18 protein-coding genes are annotated in these 21032 nt (G+C 68.3%); 5 read left to right on the forward strand and 13 right to left on the reverse strand.

The annotated features are described in order from the left end of the window. Window positions 1-47: 47 nt before the first annotated feature. On the reverse strand, window positions 48-1286 hold the full coding sequence (locus M4486_RS04220) for a hypothetical protein (RefSeq protein WP_249479890.1): 1239 nt from the start codon (window positions 1284-1286) through the stop codon (window positions 48-50). A 131-nt stretch (window positions 1287-1417) separates the two neighbouring features. On the opposite strand from M4486_RS04220, the gene M4486_RS04225 reads away from it, so the two are divergent. Then, window positions 1418-2137, forward strand: coding sequence for an SOS response-associated peptidase (locus M4486_RS04225; protein WP_249479892.1), 720 nt, complete (start codon window positions 1418-1420; stop codon window positions 2135-2137). Between the two features lie 31 nt (window positions 2138-2168). Here M4486_RS04225 and M4486_RS04230 read toward each other — a convergent pair whose 3' ends face one another. The 9 genes from M4486_RS04230 to M4486_RS04270 form a co-directional block, all read right to left on the reverse strand. Continuing rightward, window positions 2169-3854 (reverse strand): hypothetical protein, encoded by a 1686-nt coding sequence (locus tag M4486_RS04230; protein ID WP_249479894.1) that lies wholly within the window; start codon window positions 3852-3854, stop codon window positions 2169-2171. A gap of 37 nt (window positions 3855-3891) precedes the next feature. Then, window positions 3892-4476 carry a hypothetical protein gene (locus M4486_RS04235; protein ID WP_249479896.1) on the reverse strand — a complete coding sequence of 195 codons (585 nt, stop codon included), beginning with the start codon at window positions 4474-4476 and terminating at the stop codon, window positions 3892-3894. Further along, a complete protein-coding gene (locus tag M4486_RS04240; protein ID WP_249479898.1) occupies window positions 4473-5774 on the reverse strand; it encodes a hypothetical protein in 1302 nt (433 codons plus the stop codon). The genes M4486_RS04235 and M4486_RS04240 overlap by 4 nt, the downstream gene beginning before the upstream one ends. 137 nt (window positions 5775-5911) lie before the next feature. Continuing rightward, the gene (locus tag M4486_RS04245) at window positions 5912-6364 is read right to left on the reverse strand and encodes a hypothetical protein (protein ID WP_249479900.1); all 453 of its coding nucleotides are present in this window, start codon (window positions 6362-6364) and stop codon (window positions 5912-5914) included. A gap of 60 nt (window positions 6365-6424) precedes the next feature. Beyond that, window positions 6425-7207: a metal-dependent hydrolase gene (locus M4486_RS04250; RefSeq protein ID WP_346731767.1), complete on the reverse strand. Its 783-nt coding sequence runs from the start codon at window positions 7205-7207 to the stop codon at window positions 6425-6427. Between the two features lie 77 nt (window positions 7208-7284). Next, the gene (locus M4486_RS04255) at window positions 7285-7671 is read right to left on the reverse strand and encodes an RNA polymerase-binding protein RbpA (protein ID WP_249479903.1); all 387 of its coding nucleotides are present in this window, start codon (window positions 7669-7671) and stop codon (window positions 7285-7287) included. Next, on the reverse strand, window positions 7668-8165 hold the full coding sequence (locus tag M4486_RS04260) for a hypothetical protein (protein ID WP_249479905.1): 498 nt from the start codon (window positions 8163-8165) through the stop codon (window positions 7668-7670). The genes M4486_RS04255 and M4486_RS04260 overlap by 4 nt, the downstream gene beginning before the upstream one ends. A gap of 166 nt (window positions 8166-8331) precedes the next feature. Further along, window positions 8332-10047, reverse strand: coding sequence for a cell division protein FtsK (locus tag M4486_RS04265; RefSeq protein WP_249479907.1), 1716 nt, complete (start codon window positions 10045-10047; stop codon window positions 8332-8334). Window positions 10048-10058: 11 nt separating this feature from the next. Then, on the reverse strand, window positions 10059-10967 hold the full coding sequence (locus tag M4486_RS04270; protein WP_249479909.1) for a hypothetical protein: 909 nt from the start codon (window positions 10965-10967) through the stop codon (window positions 10059-10061). Between the two features lie 489 nt (window positions 10968-11456). Between M4486_RS04270 and dnaE the strand changes: the two genes are divergently transcribed. The 4 genes from dnaE to M4486_RS04290 all read left to right on the forward strand — a co-directional run bounded on the left by dnaE (window position 11457) and on the right by M4486_RS04290 (window position 17499). Then, a complete protein-coding gene (gene dnaE, locus M4486_RS04275) occupies window positions 11457-15794 on the forward strand; it encodes a DNA polymerase III subunit alpha (RefSeq protein WP_249479911.1) in 4338 nt (1445 codons plus the stop codon). Window positions 15795-15935: 141 nt separating this feature from the next. Next, entirely contained in the window at window positions 15936-16424 is a 489-nt protein-coding gene (gene ssb / locus M4486_RS04280; protein WP_249479913.1) for a single-stranded DNA-binding protein, read from the forward strand. A gap of 77 nt (window positions 16425-16501) precedes the next feature. Then, window positions 16502-17050, forward strand: coding sequence for an MSCRAMM family adhesin SdrC (locus M4486_RS04285; RefSeq protein ID WP_249479915.1), 549 nt, complete (start codon window positions 16502-16504; stop codon window positions 17048-17050). After that, complete coding sequence (locus tag M4486_RS04290; protein WP_249479917.1) at window positions 17047-17499, forward strand: HNH endonuclease; 453 nt, start codon at window positions 17047-17049, stop codon at window positions 17497-17499. Before M4486_RS04285 ends, M4486_RS04290 begins: the two co-directional genes overlap by 4 nt. 16 nt (window positions 17500-17515) lie before the next feature. Here M4486_RS04290 and M4486_RS04295 read toward each other — a convergent pair whose 3' ends face one another. From M4486_RS04295 to M4486_RS04305, 3 genes are read right to left on the reverse strand one after another with little or no spacing between them, the layout of a single operon-like run. Continuing rightward, on the reverse strand, window positions 17516-18115 hold the full coding sequence (locus tag M4486_RS04295) for a hypothetical protein (RefSeq protein WP_249479919.1): 600 nt from the start codon (window positions 18113-18115) through the stop codon (window positions 17516-17518). After that, entirely contained in the window at window positions 18112-19092 is a 981-nt protein-coding gene (locus tag M4486_RS04300; protein ID WP_249479922.1) for a hypothetical protein, read from the reverse strand. The genes M4486_RS04295 and M4486_RS04300 overlap by 4 nt, the downstream gene beginning before the upstream one ends. A 6-nt stretch (window positions 19093-19098) precedes the next feature. Then, entirely contained in the window at window positions 19099-21009 is a 1911-nt protein-coding gene (locus M4486_RS04305; protein WP_249479925.1) for a phage tail tip lysozyme, read from the reverse strand. Window positions 21010-21032: the final 23 nt, after the last annotated feature.

Raw genomic sequence — 21032 nt, forward strand, 5'->3', positions numbered from 1 at the left:
CATGATCCCAGGTCTCTGCCGACCACGGGGACCGAACGGCGTCTTGCTCAGGAGAGATCTTGCGACAGGGCGTCGAGTTCTGCCGAGGTCGCTGTCATGCGCAGAGGGCGCGCCGAGCGCACGTCGTCGGCTCCGATCTCGATCATCTGGATAGTTCTCAGGCGCTTGTAGTCCCTGGAGCCGTGTCGCCAGTCCACGGGATGCTCGGCGTCGACGACTGCGACGACTTCCCAGATCGTGTCTCCCGGCAGGATCACCTCGAGTTCTGCTGAGAGGTGGGACTGGGCCAGGTCGCAGAGCGCGTCTCCGACGTACAGGCCGTGCATCGGCGCGAGCTCGAGACGCAGCATGGTCTCCGGGGCGCCACTGTTCAGCCCTACCGGATCCCCAGTGGTCTTCCCCAGATTCCCCAGCCAGCCGGCGGCGAGGGTGGCCGAGCGCGCGTGGTCGTAGCGGACGACGTCCCCGGCCTCCAGCTGCATATGCCGGGCGAAAGACCATCGGTCCCTCTCTGCGGAGTAGATCGTCGTCATCCCGACGGGGTCGACGATCTGATGGAAGACGACCATCCCCTCGGGGACCTCGGTGTCCACCTGGGGGTGCGCGAAGATCTCCTTGATCGCTGCGCGAGCGTTGTCGTGCTTTGCAGCGTGGAGACCCTCCGCGTGATCGCCGAGCACCTGGGCGTTCTTCTGGTCCTGCAGGGAGAGCGTCGAGACGGCGTCTTCGTCCGTGCGTCGTCGTTCGGTGAGGGGACGGAACGGGGCAGGAGCGGGATTGCGGTCAGCGTGAAGCACGCGGGCGGCACGGTCGATGAAGCCGTCCATCCAGGTGACGTGCTCGAAGCCTGGCACCTGAGGCGCTCGATGAGTCGACTGGAGACCGATGTCGGGGTGCTCGTCGCGAATGCGCTGCAGTATCCAGCCATCCGGTGGGAGTCTCCATCCTTGGCTCGCACTTTCGGCTCGCCACGCGGCGACGGCGAGCTCGACGAGATTCACCGCCATGTGCGTGCGTATCCGCTCGAGCTCCCAGGAGGCCAGCTGAAGTACAAGGGTTCCGGGAGGGGACGCCTGGAGCGTCTCGAGCTTGCGGCGCCGTGGGGCACTGCGCTCCCACCAGGCGAGGACATCGTCGCTGTGAGGGTCCAGCGGGTCGTCGTGATTTCTCCCTGAGGCGAAGGCATGGCGGACGCAGGACGACTTGCCCTCGGGCAGTGGCTGAGAGCAGCGCTCGTTCAGGCACACACGCCCGTTCAACATGCGGCTGAAGCTCTTGATGCTCATCTGGACCTCACCTGACGCTGCCGATTCAGCCATGCTACGGAGGGGCACCGCGCCCCGGTGTTGCGGTGCGAGAGGCTCGCCCTATCCTGCGCGTGGCTACGATCGACCCACCGACGACGAGGGGATCCATCATGTGCGGACGGTTCGTGCTCGACTACGACGAGACGGGGCTCCTGCACGCCTACGTCGCGACCAAGGCCGACCGAGAGGGTCCGGACTGGTCGCCGGTCTACTCGATCGCCCCATCCACGCTCGTTCCCGTGGTGCGCGAGCACTACGACGACGAGGGCGAGCTGCAACGCACCCTGGAGCCGGCGCGCTGGGGCCTGCGACCCTCGTGGGCGAAGGAGAAAGGCCCGCGGCCGATCAACGCCCGCTACGAGACCGTGATGACCAACGGCATGTTCAAGGGCTCCTTCACCTCGCAGCGCATCGTCGTGCCCATGACCGGCTACTACGAGTGGGTCGAGCAGGAGGACGGCACGAAGCAGCCCTACTACGTCCACCCCGAGAAGGGCGGCCTGCTGAACGCCGCCGGCCTCGCGGCCGCTCGCAAGGACGGCGACGACTGGCAGGTCACCTTCACGATCATCACCCGCGAGGCGAAGGACGCCGCCGGCGACGTCCACGACCGCATGCCCGCCTACCTCCCGGACGAGAAGCTGGGGGAGTGGCTCGCTCCCGGCAAGCTCGACGACGACGAGAAGGCCGACCTGCACCAGGGCCTCGGCGAGGTCTCCGAAGAGATCGCGAAGACCCTCATGACCTACCCGGTCAGCAGAGAGGTCAACAACGCCCGGAAGATCGACCGTACAGACCCTGCGCTCATCGAGCCGCTGAGCGCGGAGTGACCCCCTTGCTGGGCCGGCCGCGCGGTCCCCGTCATGGGCGTGCGATCACCGCGGTCTTGACCCCGACGTCGTCGATCCAGTCCACCGTGCCGTCCACCGTGACCACCTGCCCCGACTCCTCCGGATCATCGGAGTCCCAACGGATGCGGTGGTTGTCCGGCGTGCGTCCGACGAGCCGCCACACGCCACCGTCCTCGCGGGCCTCCTCGACGCGCACGACCTGATTCTTCAGCCTCTTGCCCACGCGGCCGAGCGCCGATGGATCGAAGGGGGAGTCGGCCACCGGAATGCCGTCGGCGTCCCTCTCCACAGGCACCTCGAGCTTCGCTCGGATCACCTTCGTCTGGTCGACACCCCGGTACTGCTCGTGAGACTTCACGGTCCCGGTGAGCACGGTCGACGTGCCGATCTCCAGATCGACCAGATTGGTCGTGCGCCAGACGACCTCGTGCCCGTCCTCCGTGCGCATGGTGATGAGCTGGAACGGTTCATCACCATGGGGCCAGGCGTACTGCTGCTGCGTCCCCTCGTAGATGTTCGTGATGGTCACGGGGATGTCGCGGAGGCGGTCCTTCTCCTCTCCGATGAACCCGGCGGCAGCGGACTGGACGCGATCCTCCTGGGCCTGCTCCCTTGCGGCTTCGCGCTGCTTGCGCCCGTAGACAGCGACCGCCGAGGCGACAGTGCCCATCCCCTTCTCGCTGACGAACCCGTTGTCCAGCAGTGTCGTGAGGTTCCGGCCGTAGTCCGTGTCGGCGCCGACTTCACGGGCCGCTGCGATCACGTCGTCGACGGTGCCGTCCGCCATCAGCGACTGGGCCTGTGCGCGCAGCTCGTCCTTCTCCAGACGACTCTCCGGAGAGTCTCCCCGCCGGTACTCGAACATGCCGTCCAGGCTGTCGACCGTCGAGACGGTTCCCCATTCCACCGCGGTCCCCCTGCCGACGAACCTCTTGCCGTTGTCCGACGCGACCATCGAGCGGGCGATGAGTTCCCGGTTGTCCATGACACGCACGGGGGCGGGCTCGCTGCGCATGTCGTCATCGATCTCATCGGTGAGGTCCACGCCGAGAGCCCACAGGCCCTTCGGCTTCACACCGAGGAACGCCTGGACGCAGGTGGACCCGACCTGCAGCATCTCGCCGGTCTCCGGGTTGGACACGAGGAAGGTCTGGTTGCGTTCGCGGAACTGGCCGCAGTGGTCGCATCGGCCCGGTTCGGGGCGCCAGCCGCCGAAGTCTCGGCCGGCGCTGCGCAGCATGAAGGTGTCGGTGCCTGGTTCCCGGTCGAGGACGGCGCCGAACGTCCATCCCTCATGGCTGATCTCCGGCCTGTTCAGGACGAAGGTGGTGGTCCGCTCCTCGATCATCGTCCCGGGCATCTCGCCCTCGCGTGTCTCGCTGGCGGTAGGGGAGCGGCGCTTCACGGTGTCTGTGCGCTCGAAGGTGAACCGGTGGTCGATGCCTTCTCGTTCCAGGCGGCGGTTCGCCTTCTCGATGATGGCCTCTGCGCGCTCCGCGAATCTCGAGTCCATGCTGACGGTGCGCCGCCGCAGATCCTCGGCCGCGCGGTCGCGTGCCAGGGCGTCGTCGATGTCTCCGATGGACGGGCCAGGCTGCGCGATGTCGACAACGGCGTCCGTGCGGGCGATGGTCCCGAACTCGCCCTTGTTGCCGGCCTCGCCGGTGTCGCGCTTGCGGATCTTCGTCGTGCTCACGATGCCCTCCTTCGCAGATGTGCCAAGCGCATGAGCCTCACCGCTCGCGAGAGTGGCGCCCGAAGGACTCCTGAAGCTGCGCCTTCAGGTCTCGCACGCGGGCCTCTGCAGCTTCGATCTCGCGCACCGCCGAGCGCTCAGACTGGAAGTTCACGCCTCCGCTCGCACCGAGCCCTTCGACGGCGCCGATCTCCTCGCCGAGCACTTCGTCCGGCGACGGCGCCCGGCCGTTGAAGTCGGTGAGATAGGCGGCCGCCTGATCGCCGAGGTGGTAGACGGCCCCGCTCTCTGCACGGACGAACAGTTCGGCTCCGTACTGGGAGTCCGAGTTGTGTCCGTACTCCTCGACCTCGTCGATCCCTGCGTCCCACACCGCGACCAGGGCGGTGCCCTCGGGCATGTTCTCGTTGAAGCGCTCGATGTCGCTCGGCGTCGAGCGCGTGAGCGCACTCTCCCGGTCGCTGAAGCAACGGGCGAGCTCGGTGGTGTCCGGTCGAGCCTGGCCCGGCCCGTGGGCGGATGCGTCCACCGACACGTCAGCTTCGCCTCGCCGCGTGTGACCGAACTGGACGCCGTTGCCCTGCTCGCCGGTGTCCTTCCTGCGTGCCGTGCTTCCGCTCATGCCTGGTCCTTCTTCCATGTACCGGTGACGATGGTTCCTGCAGGTACGTTCGCGCCCGCTTCGACGACGGCGTCCTTGCCGATCTGGGCACCGTCGCCGATGCGGACCCCTTCGCCGACGTTCCCGCGCAGATCGACGAGGACTCGGTCGCCGATGAAGGCGCCGGCACCGATGGGCGCGTCCTTCCGAACACGCACCCGGTATCCGAGAGTTGCGGCATCGCCCACGGACGACGCCTTCTCGAGCTTGCAGCTGCCTCCGGCGCGCACGCCAGCGCCGACGTGGGCGCCCGTGGACAGCGTCGCGCGGGGGCCCAGCACCGTTCCGCGGCCGATCCCGGATCCCTCGGTCAGCCAAGCCCCGTCGCCGAGGCGAGCGTGATCCCCGACCCAGGTGCCGGGACCCATGATCGTGCGCGCCCCGAGGGACGAACTCTTCCCGACCCGGGAACGAAGGCCGACGGAGCTGTCCGCGCCGACGCGTGCGTGCGAGCCGACGCGCGAGGATGCCCCCAGCGTGCTGCCAGGGCCTACGAGAACTCCGTCGTGGACGCGAGCGCCGATGCCGGCGTGCACGTCGGCGCACAGGGTGGACCTTCCGATGCGTGCGCCCGGGGCGATCACGGCACCGCTTCCGATCGCTGCCCCCTCCTCGACGCGCGCCCGCTGGGACACGAGCGCGTGCGGGTCGATGCCCTCCAGGGGCGGCTCATCATCGGGAGGGACCGCCCACGCATCATCTCGGAGGGAGGAGAGGTGGGGGATGACGATCCTGCCGGCGCCGTCGTCGATCTCCGCGGTGAAGCGTTCAGTGTCGACCCATTCGGGGTCGTCGGCGAGCAGACGGTGGGCTCGGACCCCGGTCTCTGCCAGTGCCCGCCGCTCGTCGACGTCCAGAGCACCCCAGAGCTCTTCGATGGCCGCTGGTCGGCGCCGCACAGGGATGTCGCGGGCGAGGAGATCGTCGGGGACGGACTCGAGCGCGGGGCGGGTCACGAACGAAGCGGAGGCATCCTCGTCGCGTTCGTCATGCACCGCCAGGGCGAGGGTGCTGGAGGCAAGGAACGTGTCCGCGCAGAAGGTGTCGTCGGGCTGGACGTACGCCTGCAGTGCGGCGCGGGCGAGCTCGTCTCGCTGGCTGGTCGTCAGGCGTGAGGCGAGCTGAGCGTCGGGGGTGTTCGCCGCCGGTGCGGTTGCGCCGACGACGACATCGGCCTCCCGGCGTTCGACACTGCCGAACTCGCCCTTGTTGCCGGCCTCTCCGGTGTCGCGCTTGCGGACGCGGGTGGCGGTCGTCATCGGTCCCTCCCCTCGGCGATTCGATGATGTGGATGGAGCGGGCTCCGCTCCGCCTCACTTCACTGGCGGAAGTGGGCGGGGGAGAGGTGGACCCGGTGGGCCGAAGGCGGATCGACGGTCGGGGCGGCGGCGGGTGCTCAGAAGTCGAAGTCCGCCTCGTCGCCGGGATCGTCCGGTGCGGGCTGCTCGTCCGCGTCACCGGCGTCCTCGGCCGGAGGCTCCGGGCTGCTGGGCTTCTCCTCGTCCTCGCCGAGGTCGCGACGGATCAGGCTGATCACCGCGTCCAGGCGCTCCATGCGCTCCTCGAGCTCGTCCCGCTGTACGACCAGGTGCTCCAGTCGCATCTGCGAGGCCTCGACCTTGCCCTCGGATTCCGAGGTCCCGGCCACGACCCGCGTGGGGCACGGGTATGTGATCCGTGCGGACTCCTCCGAGAACTTCCAGTCGTCCCCGTCAGCGGTGGCGAGGTTGAGGGCTTCCAGGCGCAGCCTGGTGCACTCGGCGCAGATGACGTCGACGTCGTAGCCGTTCTCATGGGTGACGAGGGTGGGCCCGTGCAGCTTGCGGACGGACTCAATGAGCGAAGCCATGGTTCTCCTTCGGTGGGATCTACTCGATTCAGTGGGCGGAGAACGCGTGCGGCGGGACGATCACACGGACGCCATCACCGCGTCGGCGGAATCGAAGGCCGTGGCGCCGAGTGTGACTAGGGCATACGCGGAGAGAACGGTGCACAGCGCCCACTCGCGTCCGCTGCCCGCATTGCCCAGGACCGGCAGGGCGACGTTGCCGTCGGCGTGCCACAGTGCCGATGCCGCCTTCCGGGAGGGGCGCGCAACGAATGGCCACGTCGGGAAGGGCACGCCCTCGGTGGTCAACAGGTCGCCGAGCAGGTGCACGCAGACGCCCAGGCCCACGGCCAAGGGGAGCCAGATGGCGGCGGCCGGGGCGGCGGCAGCGACGGCGAGTCCCGCGCCGGCGCCCACCAGCCACGGCACGAGGGTGCCGTCCACGACCTTCAGAGCGCGCGTGGCGAACACGCACATCAGGGTCACGACGATGACGGCACCGATCTGCACTTCCCCGAGCATGGGGACGCGCATCGTCCAGTTCGCCCCGGCGACCAGGGCAGTCACGGCGGTGAACACCAGCGCAGCAAGCAGCGTGTGGGTGGCGCCTCGATGGCCCGTGATCGCGCCGATGGCCGAGGTGATCGACTTCGAGGTCGCCCCTGCGGACCGCGAGATCGTTGCTCCCGGATGGTCGACGTCAGGAAGCAGGGCCGCCCCCGTGGTCACGATGGCTCCCGCGAGCACCTGCGGCCCGTTCAAGGACAGGGCGTCGATGCCGAGTGAGTGCCCGGAGATTTCGGCGGACCCGAAGAGTGCCATCCAGGCTGCAGCTCCACTGATGGCGTGGTGCCCACCCATCATCTCGATCCCCTCCCAACGTTCTTGCCGCGCTTTCGCGGTTCTCAGTGGGCGCGCGGGTGCTCAGGCGGGACGCGCGGTCACCTGTGGGAGGGACCGGTGTGGAGCTTGCCGGCGCGTAGCAGCGACAGGCGACGCTGCAACAGGGCCTCGAGCTCGCGCTCGGTTCGACGCTCCGTGACCTGCTGCCAGTGCGTCTTCGGGGGCTTCGCCGTCCGCCCGGACCCGACGCCGATCAGGCCTGCGTCCTCATCAGCCTCCTGGGTGCACACGGCGGGTTCGCGGCACCGCCTGCACGGCCATACTGCGGGGACCGACGCCTCGGGGTGCAGGTTCACCGCCGTGGTGATCTCGCACTGTCCGCAGAGGTACTCGACGTATCGGGCCTGCAGGGGGACGACGTGGTCTGCCTTCTCCGTGGAGACCGCGCGGTGGGGGATGGACCCCAGGAGGAGAGCGGGAGTCACTGGCCCACCGCCAGATCCTCGTGCTCGACGATCTCGATGAGGCCCAGGCCCTGCAGGGAGTCGAGCATCGACACGTCGTCGGCCGGGTCGATCCAGGCGATGTTCCCCGTCGGACGTTCGCGGCCGGTGAAGGGCGAGAACAGGGAGCTCACCAGGACGAGTGGGACGGGGCTGTCCCATCGGGGTCCGGGGTCCGCGCTCTCCCTGCCGGCGAGCAGCGTCGACCAGGTGTCCTCGTCGGTCGTGGAATCCAGGTCCTCCCGCTGCACGGCACCGGCCACGATCGACTCCTGCACCGCCGTGGCGATGAGGATCGCCTGTTCGAGACGCATGAGGAACAGCAGCTCACGATCGTCCTCTTCGAGGTACTCCTCGCCGATCACGGCGGCCAGCAGCTCGTCATTGCGGTCAGCGCTGACCTCGCGCGAACCGATGCGGATGGAGAACTGGCCATCGCGGGTCGTCTCCGTGGGATCAGGGGTCCAAATGCTCATCGCGACTTCCTCGATCGTGGGATGTAGGGCATGCACTGACTGCAGTGGGCGGGAGATCCCGCGGCGGACATGAAGAGCGGGGAGCGCCCCGTACGCTCCCCGCTCAGCAGGACTGCCCTACACCCCTGCACTGGTGACAGTGGGCGGGGTCGCAGGCGCCGTGTGGTCAGGCGCTGGACTGTCGGCCGGCGCGTGCCGCAGCGGCGGCTCCTCGCAGCTCCGTGCCGTCCTCGCTGTACACCCGGTCCGACGCGGCCTTCGGCACCCGGCGCCCGTTCCACGGGTCGTCATCGGGAAGCTGCTGCCCGGCGTCCTCGAAGGTCTCCCCGCCGGTGTACTGGGAGATCTGCGCCTTCGACGGCGCCGGAGAATCGCACGTGGGGACGCCCATCGCAGTGAGTCGCCGCTCGTACTCGCGGAAGTCCGCGTAGAAGCTCTTGAACACCCCTGGCTCGGCCTCCGTCTCGAAGACCCCGACACCGAGGCGGGCGACCTTGTCGTTGGCGACGTTCTCCGGGATCCGCGGGACCATGCTGGGGTCATTCAGCGCCAGCCTGCGGTTGCCGTCGGTCGGCTTCGCTCCCAGCAGGACCTTGTTCTGCAGGTTCGTGCGGAGGTCCGGCGTGATGCCCGTGTTCTGCGAGGCGACCTGCGTGGAGAGCAGCAGCTTGGTGTCCACGAAGCGCAGCTCGGCGGCGGTCTTCTTGATGAACCTCTTCAGCCTCGCCTTGTCGGAGTTGATCTGCTCAGCCTCGATCCGGATCGGGTCCTCCTTGGAGATCTTGGGGACCTCCTCGGGCAGGAGCAGACCCGTGAGCTCGTCGACCACGACGAAGATCGGCGGGAACTGCTCGGACGGCGGGAGCTCGGAGGCCTTGACGGCTCCGTGGCGCTCGAGAATCTCGGCGCGCCGCTGCCCCTCGTCGTAGATGAGACCCATGGTGGTCACAGACGCCTCGAGGCTGTCGCACCCCCAGAAGCCGGGGGCGCAGAACTTCTTGGCCCACAGGAAGTCGACCTTCTTCGAGGGCAGGTCGACGATGGCCAGCTGCATGCCGCGGGCGAGGGCCCCGAAGATCGCTGCGCTGATGGTGACGGTCTTGCCGGCGCCGGAGACACCGTTGATGGCGGTGTGCGGTCCGGACTCGAGGTCGAGGGCGAAGCGCGGAGAGGCGGCGTCCGCGCGCTCGGGGAGGATCTGGCCCATCGGCAGCTGGGCCCACGCTCTGCGATCCGTGGCGCGGTCCGGGATCTTCTCGTCGAAGGGGTAGGGGATCGCTTCGGGGAACGTGGGTGGCTGGCCGGGGATGATCTGCGCGGACAGGGCCCTTGGGGAGACGTCGACGTACCATCCGGGGGCGCCGACGACGTTCTCGGCGACCTCGGTGAGCTTCTCATCGTGCTTGGAGGGCATGTACGACTTGGGCAGACGCAGGTCGAAGCCGCCGCCGGAGCGCTCGGAGACCTGCACGTCCCACGGCTTGACGGACAGGGCGTTGGCGACGGCGCTGCGGCAACGCACGACTTCCTCGCTCAGCTGTTCCAGGACCCCTCTCATCAGGTGCGGCTCGTACTGGGTCATGGTGTAGCCGGGGTTGGCGTGCTCGAGGCGGGCGGCCTCGCGGTCGCCGTCGGACGGCTTCGCGTCCGTGCGCAGCGTGGCGATCAGTCGGGTCGACCCTCGCTCCGAGGAGACCTCGGTGACGGTGCGGATGCGCTCGAACGTGACCGTCTCGGTGTCGGGGTCGAAGCTGGAGACCTTGAACCCGACTCCCGCCTCGTCGCTGATCTTCTTCTCCACGGCGAGCACGTGGGCGTCGTTGTAGGGGTCGAAGCCGGGGATCTTGTGGCTGGTGCGCTGGATCTGCGTGTTGCTGCCCATGGATGCTCCCTTCAGTTGCCGGCGGCCGCGAGGTTCTCGTCGGAGAAGCTCTTGGCGACCTCGGCGAGCACGGGCTGGTACGTCAGGTACAGCCCCTGTGCGATCTCGTTGAGCTGGGGGACGATCTCGCCGACGAGCGTGGCCCCGTCAGCGGCCGGACGGTCGGCCTGGGTCTGCAGGTGGTTGAGCAGAGCGGAGATTTCCGGGAGTGCGGTGAAGCGGGAGCGGGCGACGCGGACGAGGGAGCTGACGGCGCGGGCGGGATCGGAGGTTCCCAGCGCGGCGAAGTCGCCCTCGGAGATGAGCTCGCACAGGGCGACGGTGTCCAGCGCCGACAGGGCCATGGACGCGTGGTCGAAGCTCTCGACGAGCGCGAGGGCGGCGATCGATGCCCAGTCGGAGTCCTCGTTGTCGTCGGGCACGAAGATCGGAGCGATGTCGATCGCGTCGAGGTCGGCGTCGTCGGCTCCGTCCCACCAGGCGCTGATGCGGTCCTGGGTCGCGGGGTCGTCGGCGTCGAGGTCGTAGAGGGCGAGGATGTCCAACCAACCCCCGCTGTCGAGGTCGTAGAGGCCGTTGCCCCACATCTCGAAGGCGATGCGCAGCGCCCAGGCGTCGTCGCTCTCGGGGATCATGCCCTCGTCGGTGGTGATGTCGTAGCGCTCGCGCAGGGTGTCGGGAAGCCACATGAAGGGGAACCGCAGCGCATCGGGGCGCACTCCGGGTGTGCCGCGCAGCGGCGCCCCGTCGGTGTACCTCGGCAGGGGGAACGAGACCGCGGGCGAGGTGATGAGGTGGTCGTCGTCGAGCCCGAGAATGTCGCGCGCGAGACCGACCCTCAGGACTTGGGGGACGATGCGCTCGGGGAGCGTGAGGCTTTCGCCGGGCTGCAGCAGGTATCGGACTCGTCGGGTGTGCATGTGTCCTCCAGGGGTGGTTCATCCGTGCACCCTCCCCATATGCGAAGGAGCCCGGTGGTCCTGGAGAACGCTGGTTCCCCACCCGGGGGATCGGCGGGAGTTCGTGCTGGTCGGCACGCGGTTGCGCACTGGCGTTGTCGTGATTCCCCACCGGTCCCGACCGCGCTCCACCCAACGAACACGCAGGTCGGGAGGGGAACCCCCTCATCCCCTACATACTCTCTCTATCTCTTTGAAGAAAGAGGTATGTATGTATAGGGGAGATGTGTTCTCCGGTCTCCCCTATAGGGCTATGGTTCACGCGTCGGGTTGTGGGAGATGGGGGAGATTGCCCCCTGATCTGCGAGAACGCGCCCCCACGCCGGGTGAATACGCGGAGGAGCCGGGTGGAGAAGCCAGCAGAGCTCCCTCGAACGGGCCACCGTCCCGCGAGACCCCGCCCCCGCCCACTGCCTCCTGCGTATGGCACGACTCGCGGAAGGAGCCAAAGTGAGCACAGGCGGCTTCGTCCACCTCCACACCCACTCGGAGTACAGCGACTTCGACGGACTGTCCTCGGTGAAGCGACTCGTCCAGGCCGCCTCCGCAGACCACCAGGGCGCCCTGGCGATCACCGACCACGGGCGGCTCGCCGCGCTCTGGGCACTGCGCACCGCCTGCGCCGATGCCGGCGACGTCAAGGCCATCCCTGGCATCGAGGCCTACATCGTCGTCTCCGGTACCAGGGAGAACCCCGGCACGATCCAAGTCGCCTCCGACTCGGACGACCTCGACGCGGGAGGCTCCAGCTCCCCCGGAAAGGGGTCGAGCACGAAGACGAAGAAGTACGAGCACCTCACGCTGCTCGCCTCCACCCGCACCGGACTGCGCAATCTCATCGAGATGTCCAACACCTCCCAGGAGTCCAAGACCGGCAAGTACCCGCTGATCGACTACGAGCTCCTCGCACACCACGCCGAAGGACTCATCGTCCTCACCGGATGCATCGGCGGACCAGTCGCCGGCCCCCTGTCCCGCATCACCGGCGAGGACCCCGACGCCGATGCCGCCGAGGCCCAGCGCGCCCAGCAGAACCTCGACAAGCTGATCGCCGCCGTCGGCCGCGAGAACGTCTACGTCGAGCTCGCCGACCACGGACAGGAGGCCCAGGAACGCGCTCTGCAAGGCCTCTACGACCTCGCCGAGCGCAACGACCTCCCCGTCGTCGTCGCCAACGACTCCCACTACGTCGACGAACAGGACCAGGTCGTCCATGAGGCTCACATCGCGCTCGGGCAGAAGGGTCGGACGATCAGCTCCCCGGACCGCTACCACTTCAGCGGGCACGGCCATTTCTTCCGCACCGAGGCCCAGATGCGCGCGGTGCGCCCCGATGACGAGACCTGGCAGCGCGGCTGCGACGAGACCGTCCGTATCGCCGCGCGCGTCGACGACGACATCTTCCCCGAGACCCGGCTGCGCGTGCCCCGCTTCCCGATCCCCGCATGGTTCACCAGCGGTCTGGAGGAGGGCACCTTCAAGCGCTACACGGTGCCGTCCTCTGCCGCCGACGGCACCGACCCCGTCACGTTCTCCTACTTCATGCACCGCGTCCACGCCGGTGCACTCGAACGCTGGGGCGCGGACCTCCCGTCAGAGGTGTCCTCGCGCATCAAGTTCGAGATGTCCGTGATCTGCCGCCTCGGCGTCATGGACTACTTCCTGCTGGTCGCAGACCTCATCGCCTGGGCTCGCTCCGACTGGACAGCAGAGGACTGGGTCAGCCGCCACGACACGGACACCACCCCCGACCATCGACAGGCCAAGGAGCCCATCTCGGTCGGACCCGGCCGCGGCTCGGCCCCGGGATCCGCCGTCTCCTACAGCCTCAAGATCGTCGGCGTCGATCCCATCGCCAACGGGCTGCTCTTCGAGCGCTTCCTCGACCTCGAGCGCTTCGAGATGCCCGACATCGACGTCGACTTCGAGAAGGAACGCCGATCCGAGGTCATCCACTACCTCTCCGTGCGCTACGGCCACGACAACGTGTGCCGCCTGGGCATGCACGGCACCAACAAGATGAAGCGCGCCCTGGACAGCGCCGGCCGCTACCTCGAGATCTCCGTGAACCAGGTCGCCGAAGTCAAGAAGCAGCTTCCCCAGGATGGGGCGGACCTGAGCATGCTCATGGACACCGACCCGCCCGACACCAGCTCGCTGAGCGAGAAGGACGCCGAAGCGCTGCTGGAACGGCATGCATCGGGGGATACCCTGCGCCGCTACCTGGCCACGGCCGACGACGAGATCCGCACGATGGTGGAGTACGCGGCGGTCCTTGAGGGCGTCGTGGTCAGCCCCGGCATGCACGCCTGCGGCGTCGTCGTCTCCGACGAGAACCTCACCCCGCTGGTTCCCATGCGCCTGGACAAGGGCGACTGGGTCACCGAGTGGGACGGCCCGGACGTCGCCGACTTCGGCCTGCTGAAGATGGACGTCCTCGGTCTGCGCACCCTCGACATCGTCAAGGCCACCCAGCGCAACGTCATCGCCGAGCAGGGCGACATCGAGTTCGACCTCGACCAGCTGCGCACCGAAGGACCCCGCGGCGACAACACCTGGGACCTCCTGGGTCGCGGCGACTCCACCGGGGTGTTCCAGCTCGAGTCCGAAGGGATGCGCGAGCTGCTCACCACAGCCCACCCCCGCTCTCTGGACGACCTCTCCGCCCTCATCGCGGCCTACCGTCCCGGCCCGATGAGCGCCGGCATGCACACCGAGTGGGCCCTGCGCGCCGGCGGCAAGGCGCCCGTGTCCTACAGCGCGCTGAGCACCGACCCTGACGAGCAGCGCACCATCGGGTCCGTCCTCGGGGAATCGCAGGGCGTCATCCTCTTCCAGGAGCAGATGATGCGCCTGGGCAAGATCGTCGGGAAGTTCGACGCCGTGCGCGCGAACAACCTGCGCCGCGCGATCTCCAAGAAGAAGCAGAAGCTGATCGACTCCCTGAAGCCCGACTTCATCGCCGGCGCCCAGCGCGCAGGCGTCGGCGAAGACGGGACCACGCCGGTCCCCGCGTTCTCCTCCGAGACCGCCGAGCGACTGTGGACCGCATTCGAGGGATCCGGCTCCTACGCGTTCAACAAGTCCCACACCACCGCCTACGGCGTGCTCTCCTACCAGACCGCCTACCTCAAGGCGAACTGGCCTCCCGAGTTCGGGGCCGCGGCCCTGCGCTTCACCGGCTCGGGCAAGGACAAGGCGCACCTTCGCGTGGGGACCATCCGGTCCCTGCGTGCAGAGGGCGTCGAGGTGATGGCCCCCGACATCAACGCCTCCGACGAGTCGACGGTCGCGCGCGACGGCAAGGTGTGGATCGGGCTCGGTGAGATCAAGGGCGTCGGCACGATCGCCGCCTCGGTCGTCGACGAGCGCACTCGCAACGGCCCCTTCACCTCCATGGGAGACCTCGCGAGCCGCGTCTCGGTCACCTCCACGGACTCCGACGGGAAGGAAGCCACCAAGTCCCTGACCAGCGCCCAGCTGTCGGCTCTCGCCCACGCCGGCGCCTTCGACTCCTTCGGAGACGGGTTCCGCCTCGGGCACGTGATCGCCGCGCGCGCGGTCCGCAAGGACCCGCAGGTGCGGATCCCGCAGATGGAGTACTCGGTGCTGGAGAAGGCGACCCGCCAGCGCGAGGTGATCCTCGCGATCACGGGCACCCACCCCACGAAGACCCTCGCCCGCCAGATCGGCGCGCTGTACCAGCGTCCGGCCGGTAGCGACGCCGCACCCAAGCCGCCGCTGGGCCTGCACCGTCTGCCGAGCTCCGACGGATCCCGTATCCACACCGTCGGGGTGGTCTCCGCCTTCACTGAACGCCGCACACGCAAGGGCTCCTGGATGGTCACGATGGAGCTCGAGAACTCCCACACGTCCATCCAGGCCGTCGGCTTCTCCGATGTCCACGCCGCTCTCAAGGAGATCGGAATGCCCGCCGTCGGCGATCTCGTCGAGATCCGCGGGCAGGTGCGCGTCCGCGAGGTCGAGCGCGAGGTCATCGACGAAGAGACAGGGGAGTCGAGGACGCAGGTGTCCACCGAGCGTTCGATCATCCTGTCCGACGTCGAGTACATGGACGTTGAGGACCCCGACCGCGACGCTGAGGGTGACCCCGAGCTGTCGGTCGGCCAGCTGCTCGCCGACGGCACGGACCTTCCCCGCCAGATGCCTTCCGCAGACCAGGAGCCGACCCAGCCCGTGCGCGAGGACGCGGCGCCGACGGTTCCGAGCGCCGGCGAGGACGAGGAGGACTTCGAGCCGATGTCGGCACCCTCCCCGAGCCCCGATACAGGAGAGCAGAGCGCGGACACGGCACCGTCCCAGATCGCCGTGCGCGATCCCGCCGCGAAGAGCCAGCGGAACACGTCGACCGCGGCAGGCCCCTCGAGCACGGAGAGCACGGACGCCGACCTGGAGACCGTGTCCGAAAGCGAGCAGTGGGCGCGACTTCACGACGCCCTGCAGCTCGCGACCGGCGAGGACTTCACCATCGCCCGCCCGCGCCGCAACTCCATGACCGGAAACGACGTCGGCACGTTCCTGCGTGTCGAGACCCTGCACGGTGCCGCGCTCGTCCCCGTGTCGGCCCAGCGACGCCTCTCGAATCTCGCAGCAGCCGGTCGCCTTCCCGCGGTGATCTCCAGCGACAAGCTGCGCTGCGTCGTCATCGACACCAGGCACTGGTCCACGCACCTGCGCGCCATGACCGACGCCGTGAACTCCGGCTTCATCGACCCCTCTGCGACGAGCGTCGACGGGGTCGAACCCGCAGCCGTGCGGACCGCCTGACCCTCCTTCAGGCGTGAGCGTCCCACCGGAGGGAGCCCCCGCCCACTACAAGGGCACACGGGGAGTTCCCGTGGAGGCCCCCGGGCCGACGCCATGTGACAGAGCACGAGCGATGTCACGACCACGAAAAGAGGAGTTCACATGGCTATCGACGGCAACGCACACGTCATCATCGGGCAGCTCACGGCTGACCCCGAACTGCGGTACACCCAGTCGGGCGTCGCGGTCGCCTCCGGCACCATCGCCCACAACGATCGCGTCTACGACAAGGACGCCGGCGAGTGGAAGGACGGGGACCCGCTGTTCATCCGCTACTCGTACTGGCGCGAGTCCGGCGAGAACTTCTCGGAGTCCCACAGCAAGGGTGACCGCGTCCTCGCCGTCGGGAAGTTCAAGCAGAACAACTTCACCGACAAGGACGGCAACGAGCGCACCAGTATCGAGCTGGTCATCGAGGAGGCCGGCCCGTCCAACCGGTACGCCACGACCACCGCCACGCGGGTCAAGGGCAACGGCAACAAGGCCTCCGGCAACAAGTCCAAGCCGAAGGCGAAGGCCAAGGCCGGGGCGTCCTCGAAGGCGGAGTCCAGCGATTCCTCGTCCGACGGCGACGACGACTTCGACTTCTGAGCCGGACCTCCCCATAGGCCGCCGATGCATCCGCCCGGGTGCATCGGCGGCTTTCCCGGCACCAGAGAGGCAGACTCGTGCAGTTCCTACAGAAGCGGCGACCGATCCGGATCCAGCGCACGTGGCCAGGCACCCTCATGTGGTTCCTGTCCTCGCGCGTGGCCATCGCCATCCTCGCGGCCTTCGGCGCCCTGATCATCGTCTCCGTTCTCGCGTTCACTCGCCCCTGGGAGACCTTCACCGACGACGACGTCGTACTCGTCCCGGTGCCCGTTCCGGTTACCGTCCCCGCAGACCGCGAAGAGCAGGCTCCGTTGGACACCGACGGCGACGGGGTTCCTGACCTCCGCGAGAAGGCCGAGGGCACCGACCCGCGGAAGCCTGACACGGACGGTGACGGAGTGAACGACGCCGACGAGCTCCATGACGGCACCGACCCGCAGAAGAAGGACAGCGACGGGGACGGTCTCGAGGACGGCGACGAACGAGAGCGCGGCACCGACCCGCTCAGCAAGGACACCGATGGGGACAAGGTCGACGATGGCGACGAGGTGAAGAAGAAGTCCGACCCCCTCAAGGCGGACAAGAAGAAGGACGACAAGAAGGACGAGAAGGGGAAGAAGTGAGCGAGGCACTGCAGGCCGTCGTGACCGCCGCGGAGACGGTCCACGACCATCCGTGGCTGCTCGCCGTCGCCGGGGTGATCCTGCTCGTCGTCCTTGTCCTGCGGTCGCCTGCCGGAGGGGCCTGCAGCTCCCGTGACCCGCGCAGGACATTCACCTCGGCCGAGCGCGCTCAAGCGTTCGCACGGGCGGGGATGCGATGCGAGCACAAGTCCATGTTCTGGTCGCGCTGCACCAACACCGCCACCCAAGGCGACCACATCTTCCCCTGGTCCCACGGGGGACGGACGGCGATGAGCAACCAGCAGGCCCTCTGCGCCTTCCACAACAACCGCAAGTCAGGGTCCGTACCTACGCGGATGTACATCATCCGCCTGCAGCGCCGACGCCGCCGCTACTTCCCGCCGGAGGAGACTGCTCGCATCGAGTGGCGACTCGGCGCCGCGATCTGAGTCCACGCCGCCGTGGTCAGTCCGGGGCGAACAGCATCACCCGAACACCCGATGCGCTCCAAGAGTCCTTCGCCGCGGACAGCACGAGGTAGAGAACCGCCGTGTACGGGGATGCCCCTTCATCATCCTTCGCCACTGGCGAGACGCCCTGCAGGCTGAGGGAGACCGAGCGTTCGCAGGCGTCCTTCCCATCTGGGCGGTCGCTGTACCTGCTGACCGTCGGCTCCTCACGCAGAGCCAGGGGCTTCCCCTCATCGAAGGACGCGTCGATGATCTCGTCCAGCCCGGGAGCATCGATCTCGATGTCGGCATCCTTGGTGACCACGCCCGTCTCGCGCAGCCGATTGGTGACGTCCTCCAGTGCCGTGCCGTCGCGGACGATCAGCTGCTCGCTCACGAACGCGGCGATACCGTCGGGGCCCTCCGGGGCGCGGGTCCCGTGGTCGGCGAGCCCGCGAGGGGACTCCACGTTCTTCGTCGAGACCGTCGGTGCCGTCGACGCCACTGGCTCCTCCTCGGGGCCGTGGCAGGCGCTCATCACGCAGACGGCTCCCGTGAGCGTCACCCCGGCGAGGAGCTCGCGGCGCGAGGGCGCCCGTACGCGGGATGGGGTCACTCGTCGCCCCCGTCGTTCTTGGGGACCTTCGTCTCCTCGATGGACTTGACCTGGTACTTCCCGTTCTTGTCCCGCACGATCGTGACCGTGTAGTCCGCCGGGGACGTGTTCCCCTGGTCGTAGGGATCGATCCACCGGCCGGTGTAGCCGATCGTGATCGGGCCGCCGTCCTCGGTGGTGTAGACCTGCGAGAGGATCTCCGGCTTGTAGCCGTACCTGCCGCTGGGGGAGGCCTCCGGCTTTACCTTCGTGGGGGTGAGGATCCAGTCGGCAAGGCGGTCCTTGCGTTCCTTCGCGGTCTCGCCGTCCTTGTAGACCAGCGTCTGGGCGAGCGCGCCCTTGCGGACGTTCGATGCGAGGTCGATGCGCTGCTGACTGGAGATCGGGGAGATGACGTCGGCCGCCGGCCCGGGGGAGTCCTCATCGCCGAGCATCTGCGGGGTCCAGTCGAAGGACTGGACGCGGTACTCGGTGTCGTTCTCCTCGTCGCCCTCTTCGGCATCGACCGGGCGGGCCACGGTGATGGAGTAGGCGGGGATCTCCTCACCCTTGTAGGTGCCGTAGATCGTGTACGCGTAGGTCTCGTAGATGTCGTCGGACCCGTGGTCGTCCTGCTCGACTCGAGGGTTCGAGATCTCCTTCGCCAGCGACGAGTCGGTGCCCTTCAGGGACGCCTGGAACGTCGCATCCGAGATCGCCTTCACGTCTCCCGGGTAGGAGTCCGCGAACGCGGTCGCGACCTGCTCCGGGTCGGTGAAGTCCCCCGTGGGCTTCGGCTGCTCATCCTCGCCGCCCTGGTCCGAGGCCCCTCCATCGGAAGGATTCTCGCCCCCTTGGTCTGACGGCAGCACGGCCACCCCGGTGGGCTTCGGGTCGTCCTGCCCGTTGCCGCCGCGGGCGAGGGCGAACCAGAGCGCGCCGCCCAGCAGGGCTGCGAGGGCCACGATGATGATCACCAGTCGGATCCTGGGGGTCATAGGGGTTCATCCTTTGTAGATGTCGATGTTGCGGTCACGGTTGCTGCCGGAGGGGATCGCTTCGATATGCCAGAACTCCTGGTCGTGAATGTACAGGCCATGCTTCAGCCCGATCTTCCGCAGCTCCTTCCACCGTTCCAGTTCAGCACCCTCACCGGGGTACGAGCAGGCGCCCTCCTTCGTCTTGGACGGCCCGCAGTTGTTGCGCGAGTACGAGGCGGAGAACCCATCGATGTCGGCGGCCATCCCGAACTCGTGATTCGAGTAGCCCGGCCGTGCAGCCCCGCCCGGAGAGCTCGCGTACAGCGACTGCTGCTTCTCGTGCGACCGGAAGGTCGACGTGAACCCGGGGTCGAGACCGGCCTTCTTCGCCTCGTTGTAGAAGGCGACGAAGTTGGTGGCGACCATGGCGTTGAACTGGACGGGGCCGCCGTTGGCGGTCGTCGCGCCGTCGAGGTTGCACAGCCGGATCTCCTTGCCCGTGCCCTCGAAATAGGCCGTCACCACGCCGCCGTCGCTGGTGCCTTCGGGGCACTTGAGGTCCTTGGAGGACTTCGTGAGCTCGGCGACGTTCACGCAGCCATCCTTGCCGTCCGGGCAGGGCTTGACGGAGCCGGCCTCCGTGGTGCCGCTGGTCGTCGTGCTCGCGCAGGACGCGGTGCTTGTCGTGCCACTGGGGCCCGGATCGGGTGTCGTGGAGGTGGCGGCGGAAAGCTGAGTCGACTCCCCGGATGAGGACGCCTCGTCGCCCTCCGACGAGGTCGCAGGTGCGGCCGCGTCACCTCCGGGGTCGGGTGCATTCCCGGACTCGTCGCCGGGGTCTGTGCCTCCCGCGTCGGGAACCTTCGACCCCTTGAACTGCTCGTAGATCTTCTGGGCGTTGGCGACACGCTCGTCGATCGCTGACACGCCGGCGCGCTCGTACTTGGATTCGAACACGCGCGTGGCGTCTTCGACGCTCGTGGAGTTCGCCAGGGCGTCCCCGGCGGCCTTCTCCGGTCCCTCCAGCTCGCTGATGATGTAGCGCATCTGGAACAGGACCATCTTGTCGACGTCCTCGTCCGTCAGGGACCCGGGAAGCTGGTCGATCGTCGGCGCCCCGACGTAGTACTTCGCCCCGAGCTCCTTGATGACGGCGTCGCGCACGGCGGCGTGCCGGTCGGCGGTCCACTGCACCAGCGCCCAGCCCGAGCTCACAGTGGGTGTGCCGCTTCCGCCCTGGGAGACGAACGGGTTGAACTTCGACTCCCGCTCGATGTTGCCCATCACCCCGGCGGCCTGCTCTTCGCTGTACCCGGCACCCCGCAGGTAGTTCCAGACCTTCTCCCGGATGTCGTCGCCGACGACGGCTCCCGGGTCACCGACCGCACTCGAGGTCGACCCCGGCTGGCATTCGGAGGCGAAGGCGGTGGTCTGACTGCTCGCCGGCGCAATGGCGGCGATCACGGCGCTTGCGACGGCCGCGAGGTAGAACGTCTCGAGGGCGATGATGAGGGCCAGAGCGAAGGCGATCCCCCCGATCGCCCACCGGAAGGCCTTCGTCTTGAAGATGCTGGTCACCGCGGAGCCCGCCAGGCCTGCCACGGGCGCCCCGACGCCGGTGGATGCCAGTGCGGCGGACGTCGCGGCGCCGGCGCCGGAGGCTGCGACGTCCTGGGCTCCACCGACGATGTCCCCGTTGCGGGCCTTCTGCGCGCCTTGCACTGCGCTGACGGCCATGTCGGACCCGGTGGCCTTCTTGACGCCGATCTCGGCGCCCTTCTGGGCGAGCTGCTTGCCGGTGTCGGCGATCTGCGAGGAGGAGCCGCCGTCGGCTCCCGATCCGAGATCTCCTGTGCCGGGTCCCTCGAGATCGTCCGGTTCGGGCGTGCTCGAGTCCCCGGTGATATCACCGGGCTGCGCGTGCTCGTTCGCCATGCGAGACCTCCTCGCTCACCCCA

It is taken from the genome of Brachybacterium kimchii (genome assembly GCF_023373525.1).
Lineage (GTDB): Bacteria > Actinomycetota > Actinomycetes > Actinomycetales > Dermabacteraceae > Brachybacterium > Brachybacterium kimchii.